General features: G+C 62.0%; 7 protein-coding genes. All 7 read left to right on the forward strand.

The features are described 5' to 3' along the window. The first annotated feature begins 133 nt into the window (after positions 1-133). Positions 134-1,726 carry a hypothetical protein gene (locus P4L93_08355; GenBank protein ID MDR3686951.1) on the forward strand — a complete coding sequence of 531 codons (1,593 nt, stop codon included), beginning with the start codon at positions 134-136 and terminating at the stop codon, positions 1,724-1,726. A gap of 118 nt (positions 1,727-1,844) precedes the next feature. Then, complete coding sequence (locus P4L93_08360; GenBank protein ID MDR3686952.1) at positions 1,845-2,420, forward strand: hypothetical protein; 576 nt, start codon at positions 1,845-1,847, stop codon at positions 2,418-2,420. 428 nt (positions 2,421-2,848) lie between these two features. Next, positions 2,849-3,556 carry a PhnD/SsuA/transferrin family substrate-binding protein gene (locus tag P4L93_08365; protein ID MDR3686953.1) on the forward strand — a complete coding sequence of 236 codons (708 nt, stop codon included), beginning with the start codon at positions 2,849-2,851 and terminating at the stop codon, positions 3,554-3,556. A gap of 35 nt (positions 3,557-3,591) precedes the next feature. Next, a complete protein-coding gene (locus P4L93_08370; GenBank protein ID MDR3686954.1) occupies positions 3,592-5,091 on the forward strand; it encodes a HAMP domain-containing sensor histidine kinase in 1,500 nt (499 codons plus the stop codon). Next, entirely contained in the window at positions 5,084-5,842 is a 759-nt protein-coding gene (locus P4L93_08375) for a response regulator (GenBank protein MDR3686955.1), read from the forward strand. The genes P4L93_08370 and P4L93_08375 overlap by 8 nt, the downstream gene beginning before the upstream one ends. A 425-nt stretch (positions 5,843-6,267) precedes the next feature. Continuing rightward, the gene (locus P4L93_08380; GenBank protein ID MDR3686956.1) at positions 6,268-7,179 is read left to right on the forward strand and encodes a twin-arginine translocation signal domain-containing protein; all 912 of its coding nucleotides are present in this window, start codon (positions 6,268-6,270) and stop codon (positions 7,177-7,179) included. Between the two features lie 95 nt (positions 7,180-7,274). Continuing rightward, positions 7,275-7,677 (forward strand): hypothetical protein (locus tag P4L93_08385; GenBank protein MDR3686957.1); only part of this gene is annotated, 403 nt, incomplete at its 3' end.

The following is a 7,677-nucleotide window of genomic DNA, read 5'->3' on the forward strand; positions in this document are numbered from 1 at the left end:
GCAGGGGTGATCGCCCAGTATGTCTGCGTAGAACGAATCACTGAGACGGCAGCATCGTCGGGTATACAATGCCGACTGTCGCACGGGCAACCCCGCGTGAAACCGCGAACGCATGGATGACTTGGAGGCCGATGTGACAGCCGATTCCGCTGCCGAACTGACTAGCCCTGAACCGCGCGATCGCGCGAGAGCCCTCATCGAACGTGGAATCTCTCGGCTCGACACCGGCGAACGCGACTCTGCGATGAATGACTTCCTGGAAGCCGAGCGCGTAGCCGCGGAGACGGGCCTTGATGGACTCGTGAGGACGTCTCGCATCAACCAGGGGTACGTCTACACAGTCGAAGGTGATAGCGAGTCGGCAGCGCGCCTCTACGAGCAGGCCGCGGATCTCTCCCGCGAGGCCGACGATACCGAGCGTCTCTCACTGGCGCTTGCCAACCTCAGCGTTGAGCTGAAAGAGCAGGGCCGCAACGAGGACGCCATCACTGCGCTGAGTGAGTACCTCGGACTACTGGGCGACGACGCCGCAGCCGCGGCCGCCGAAGCTTACTTGAGCCGAGCGACGTGCCTCGTCGAGCTTGGCGACCATCAGGCGGCATTCGTGGATCTGGATGAGGCTGAGGTCGCCGCAGCCGAGGCAGATGACCAATCACTGCGCTATATGGTGCGGATGAGCCAAGGCGGTGTCTACGTGCGGATTGGCGACCTCATGGCCGCGCGCATTGTTTTTGAACAGGCGATGGATCTTGCACTGGCGGCTGGCGACAAGGCTGCAATCCAAGAAGCCCGCGTGAGTCTCGCTCAGGTATGCCGACTCATCGGACTGGCAGACCAGGCCGAGGGCCTGTACGAAGAAGCCGAGATTCAGTACCGCGAGGAAGGGAACTCAACCGCACTCGCGGATGCCCTGTATTGGCACGGCGTAGTACTCGCGTCTCAGAAACGAGTTGAGCCGGCCTTGGCCAAGTGGCGTGAGGAGGAGGCAATCAGGCGCGAACGGGGGCAAGATGGACACGTGGCGGAGAGTCTTTACGCCCAAGCCGATGTCCTGAGCGGGGCCGGTGACCACGAGGCCGCCAACCCCCTCTTCCATGAGGCCGTTGAGCTTCTCGAGACCCTCAACATGGCTGATGACCTGCCGGTCGTCCTGTACGAGTACGGGATGTCGCTGCGAGAGGCAGACAAGCCGGCTGAGGCGCTGAACCGCGCGGATGAGGCTGTTAGGCTGGCCGCAGTCAAGGGCGACCCGATCGTAGAGCGGCGCGCTCAGAGTCTGCGCGCCATGGCCCTCGCCGACCTCGGTCAGATCGCAGACGCTCAAGCCGCGATCGATGCGGCGGAGTCCCTCTGTGCGGACGCGCTCGCGCATTCGGCGATGGTGTGGACCCTCGCGAGGCGCGCATACGTTCTCGCGTGTGATGCGGGTGAACCCGATGACGTGGTCTCGGCACTAAAGGCGGCCCACGAATACGCCATGATGCACGGGGAGTTCGCCGTGAGCCGGACGGCGGTCCGCAGAATCGCCGAGGAGATCAACTCGCAGTGCGGTGAGACATACGCCCGGCCGATTGAAGCTTTTCGTCACTCCCAACTCGAAGAGCTGAACCGAAGTGTCAACGCGGGAATGCCGCGCAACGTGACGACCCACCCAGAAGAAGTTGAAGTGCCGACGGCGGTTCTACCTGATGACGAGGAGTTCGAGAGCTCCTCGCAAGAGGAGTGAGCGTCGCCACGCCTTCCACCTTCTGGTACGTCTGGATGCGGCAGGACGGGCACACCTAGGTGTCACGCAGGCGATCCCACTATTCCACGGAGTGCGAAATCGTTGACTGGAGATGGTCGTGGCTGCAAGGCATGGAATACCTCGCGCGCAGCAAGTTCTCGTCTCAGTACTGCTCGGCATACTGATTGTGGTCATTGTCGGAGTCGGCGTTCGCATGTTGTATCCGCCGCCGGTCCAGAATGACGCGCAGCTGCAGAGGCTCAATGACGAGCAGAGAGCGTTGGATAGTTCCCGCCGGCTTGTGGGCAAGCTGTCAGGCAAACACGAGGCCTACTTCAAGAATCTCTCCACGGAGATTGCCGCCAAGAAAGAGGCCTTGCAGTCTGGCCGCGAAGCTTGGCACCGCAACAGCACTATCGCTCTGGTTGCGCTCGGGGCACTCCTGATGGGCCTGTCGCTTATCCGCGTGGATCGTCGGTGGGCAGTCAAGGACGGCCTGTTTCTAGGGGGCTTCTTCACGATCTGCTATGCCGTCGTCTGGTCGTTCGCTGAGAGCTCGGCAGTTGTGAGCTTCGCGGTCCTAGGAGTCGCGTTGGCGGTGGTGCTCGTCATCGGCTACTTGAGGCTCGTCCAATCGCGCAAGTTGAACGTAGTCCGTTCCACTAGGGTGGAGCCCACTCCACCAGCGGCTTAGCGTCTATGGGGCTGTCCGGGTGAAGCGAAAGCGCATGTGTAGATTGGCCGGTGCGGCAGCCTCATGGCAGTCCAGCTGTGTCACGAAGCGCCGGAGCGCATAGCACGCTGTCTAAACCACTATGATGTTGACTGAACGATCCGCTGTAGCAGGGCTTCTTGAGACTCGCTGGAGGCAGGGTGTCGAGCACTCGACCAAAGTCGGCCCGATCTCCTTCGCGGTCATCCACCGCGCTGCTGTTGGTTGCGCTTGCCGCTACGGTGGCGGTCGCCGTGCTCGGGAGCATCGCGGTGTGGGGACTGTACGGATCTGCGTACGCAGACCAATCATCGGGTGCGCCCGCAGCCTTCGCGGGCTCTGCGCAGCCTCTGCGGGTCGGTCTCGCCCGGAGCCCAGGCGGGCCCGGTGAGTGGATTACGTTCGCCAGGGTGTTCGCGCAAATGCAGCGTGACTTGAAACGCCCCGTGGTCATCCGCTACGTGTTGTCCAGCGAAGACCAGACACACCTTTTCCAGCGTGGGCAGATTGACGTGGCCCTCATGTCAACTTTGGCGTACATGGACGAGCAGGCTGCCGGGCGCGTGACCTTGATTGGGACCCCTGTTGTCCTCGGCGAACCCATGGATGCGATGTTCGTGGTGGTTCGAGACGACAGCAAAGCAAGACGGATCGAGGATCTTCGGGGTAAGCGATTCGCAGTCTCGCAGGATTTGGCTGGTGTGTCCTTCGTGTACTGGCTGCTGAAGAAGCGGGGGGAGAATCCCGACGGCTTCTTCTCAGCGACGCCAACTGACGTCCAGGACGAGAACCTCAAGAAGGTGGCAAAGGGAGAGGTTGATGGAACCAGCGTACGGCGCTCTGCCCTTGCCGCGTGGCCGGAAGGTACATTCCGAATCATCGAGCGGTCACCTGAGCTGGGCATGCCTCCGATCGTGGCGAGCAAGTCACTTGACGAGGCGACCGTCGATCAGGTCCGTCAGAGCCTGCTCCACGCGGCCGCTCGGGGCGTCATACCCGTTGGCAGTGTTGTCACCGGGTTCCGCGCTGCCAACGATTCGGAGTACGACTTCGCCCGGGTGCTCGACGCGACTGACCGGCGCTTGGAGCAGAAAGCTTTCGGGAGTGCCCACCAGTGAGGCAATTACTGAGACCAGGCTCGCTCGGCCGCCGCGTGTTCCTGGCGCTCATTGTTGGAGAGCTGGTATTTGCCATCGTGATGGGCGTCACCATCGGTGTGTTCACCACACTTGCCGATGTGCGGCAGCGCGAGGAAGCGGTCAGGCAGATAAGCTCGTCGATTGCCGCCGGGCTCATGCCCATGATTGCGGACCAGCAAATCACACACGTTCAAGCGCAGCTGTCGAGCATCGTCCAGACAGCCAACGTTCACGACGTCATCGGGATCGGCATACGAGACGCTTCCGGGACCGAGATCGCGCATCAAGGAGCGGCGCTGACCGAAACCCCCGGGGCGCAGCAAGGTCTACTGACGCCCTTGGCGCCGCTGCTGAAGAATCAAGTCGTTGTCCAGCCGGTTGTAGTAGACGGGCTACAGGTTGCTACCGTGTCGATTCTGTTCTCCCCGCCGGGGATGGACTCACTGAAGGTTCCGATAATCGCATCGGTGGTCGTACTGCTGTCTGTGATCGTCGTGTCGCTGCCGTGGACCGCGTGGAAGCTCACAACGGACGTAGTGGAGCCGCTTGACGAACTTGGCGCTTTCGCGACGCAGATTGCCGAGGGCGATCTCGACGCGTCGCCGCCCACACGAAGAGGCGGTGAGATAGGCGAACTCCAGGAAACCCTGGGTCGCATGAGCGTCCAACTGAAGTACCGCGACGATCAGCTCAGGGGCTCGTACTCGGATCTCGCGAAAGCCTACGGGGACCTCGACCGCGCCAAACACGAGATTGAACAACTTGCCGCCTTGAAGGCCGATTTTGTCGCCATCGCAGCGCATGAACTTCGAAGCCCGCTGACGACGATAACCCTCTATGCCGAGCTTCTGGAGACAGGAGCGCTGTCCGAACTCGAGCCCAAGGCTTTGGACGCAGTGGAAGTAATCGGCTCTGCATCCGCGCGCCTTGGTTCGATTGTCTCGGATCTGATGGACTCCGCGTTGCTCGAGCGCGGGCTCATGCCGATTCAGTTCGGTGATGTGTGGGTGAGCGAGCTTGTGGGCAATGCGGCGAGGGACGCGCAGCTAATGGCGCAGTCGCACGACATCACGATCCGATTTGAGGATTTCACACCGGATACCGTGATCCGCGGGGATGCCTTGCGGCTTCGCCAAGTGCTGGACAACCTGCTCTCGAATGCCGTTAAGTACTCGCCCGCAGGCACACAAGTCGATGTCAGACTGGGCACGGATGCAGACTTCATCGACATAGAGGTTGCCGATCAAGGGATCGGCGTGTCACAGGGCGACAAGCACGTGCTCTTCACGCTATTCGGGCGCGTAGATTCCGGTGATGGAAGGGACACGTCGGGCCTCGGGCTAGGTCTCGCCATCAGCGCACGAATCGTCGAAGCGCACGGCGGACACCTCACTTATCGAGATAACGAGCGGGGCAGGGGAAGCGTCTTCTGCGCGAGACTGCCTCGCGGTGGACGTGAAGCAGACCTCCCGAGCACGACGATTCTGGTGGTTGGAGAAGACAGGCATGAGTGATTCCGTTCTGCCGCAATCTGCGCAAACAAGAATCCTGCTGGTCGACGACGACGTTCAGCTGGTCCGGGGTCTGAAGACCGCGTTGGAGCACCATGGGTATGTCGTCCGAGCCGTCGAACGAGGGGCGCACGCCGCTGAGATAGCGACGCAGTTCGGGCCGCAGCTTATTCTCCTCGATGTGATGATGCCGGGGGTTGATGGCTGGCAGGTCCTTGGTCAGCTCAGGGCCAGCCCGCACACGGAGAGCATTCCGGTGATCATGCTGACTGCAAGCGGCGCTGACGCCGCGAAACTGAAGGGCTTCTCTTTGGGCGCGGATGACTACGTCACCAAGCCCTTCAGCCTACAGGAGCTGCAGTGCCGAGTTGAGGCCGTGCTCAGACGCTCGAGGCCGCGCGACGCGGCGGAAGCCGAATGGTCGATTCCAGTCTTGGCGGGTACCTCCGGCTTTGAGTTCTTGAAGAGCACGGATATCTACTTCGCGGAGGGTATCCGGAACTACACGTACGTTCACACGTATGACTCCCGCTACCTCTGCCGACTCTCTCTGGGCGCACTTGACGACCAGCACGTCGCCGATTTCATGCGCGTGCACCGATCGTACGTCGTGAATATGGCTCAGGTCAGGGGCTGTGGCTGGGTGAGCGGCTCTTCTTACAGACTCCGCCTCGGAGACCTTGCGCGGACTGAGTTTCCGGTGAGCCGCGCGCTGCTGTCTGAGGTCCAGACGCGTCTCGGCCTGAAGGCGTAGCGCTCCGTTCAGCCGTTGCTCATCGGTGCGCGCAGACTGTCGGCGCGGCAGTTCTGAGCCGGCGTTGCCACGCCGCGTTGTCTGGCCTTGCGGAGCACCCAATCAGGAGCCCATCTACGACCGCGCGTTTGAAGGCGCGCCGATGTCCTAGCGGCTGCTCCGACGCCCGCGCCCAGCGAAGCCGACAGGCCCGACGGGCGGCTGGTTTCGTCATTGGTAGTCCCCCACTCGTCACTGCGACGGTCGACTCATCCTTGATGTCGGCCTGTTGTACATGAGGCTGCCTTCACTCTCGTTTGTGGAGGTTTAATGGAGACTAAGCAAGTCTGTCCGTGCTCGTTAGCGGTACGACACAAGGGGAGGGGAGCGCTCAAAAGTACCTGCAAGAACTGCGCATGAAACGGACCAAGAGAGGAAGGCTAGAAATGACCACCACCAAAATCTCACGTAGGCAGTTCCTGGGCGGTGCGGCGGGTGCCGCAGCAGTAGTGGGAGCGGCGACGCTGCCGTTCGCCATGAATGTTTCCACAGCAGCGGCGACGCCGCCGCAAGTGTTCCCGTTGGCCATCGACACCGGTGGATGGGTGCCGCTGGATGCCAAGGCGTGCGCTCGTCAAGCCTACGAGATTTACAAGGGTAAGTGGGCTGGGCACTCGGCGTGCTGCGAAGCGACCTACTGGCCCATCGTCGGTGTCCTCGCTGCAAGGTACCCGACGACCTGGGGCAACATTCCCATGGGCATGTTCAACTACGGCGGCGGCGGCGTTAACAGCTACGGATCGATTTGTGGCTGCCCCAACGGTGCATCCGCTCTGCTTTCACAGATCAGCGCCACGACCGGCATGAAGATGAACTTCATGTCTTGGTATGAGAAGACGGCTCTGCCGAGCAACGCGGCCTCTCTTGACTACCTCACCGGTACTTGGTCTGCGCCCGCCGGTGCAACTGGCGGCTGGGCCGATTATCTGACCGCTGGGGCAACCCAGATTCCAATTCCGACCAATAACCTCCCGAGTTCTACCTCGGGCAACGTACTCTGCCACGTCTCCCTCACTAAGTGGCGGGTCGCAGCGGACCAGTTCCAGCACGCCTACTCCCTGACGAAGGATCTCCAGTCTCAGCGTTGTGGCGCGCTCTGTTACGACGCCGTGTACTATCTCGCGACGCTGATCAACACGTGGAAGGCCGGCGGCACGATCGACGGTTCGACCAGCGTGGACGCTAGCACTGCGGGCTGCAAGGCAACGGCCTGCCACGGCTCGAGCCCGACCGACCCGCTCTGCGACTCCGTTACCGCCCAGGGCAGCATGAAGTGCTCCACATGTCACTCCATGTAGGTCTAGTAGCGATACCCCGGTGTCGCACATCGCGTCACACCGAGGACACTTACAAGAGGTCGGTCCGCACGCGGACCACTACTAGAGGAGGATCTGTGAAGAAGACTCTGCTCGTCGCGGCTCTCGTCGCGATGCTCGTGTTCGCCTTCTCCGGCGCTGCCTTCGCCGCAGGAATCAACCACTCCGGCCAGCAGCGCCTCGGTGCTGCGGCGACCGCGCCGGCCAACGGCTACAACCAGGACGGCACGCCCAACCTCGCCATCCCGGGCGCCGGCACCAACACCTACATGGACTGGAACAAGGGTCTGGGCGACAACGCCAACAACGGCAGCTCGCCGCACGGCAACTACACGACGACAACCGTAAAGTGTGTCGTGTGCCACGCGGTCCACTACGCCGGCGCCAACGGTGCCCCGGTCGGCTCTGCCACCGGCGTCGCTGACACCCTGTTGCGTGTCCGTGCCGACTCGGCGTGCATCCTGTGCCACGCCACCACCG

The sequence above is a fragment of the Coriobacteriia bacterium genome, assembly GCA_031292615.1.
Classification (GTDB): domain Bacteria; phylum Actinomycetota; class Coriobacteriia; order Anaerosomatales; family JAAXUF01; genus JARLGT01.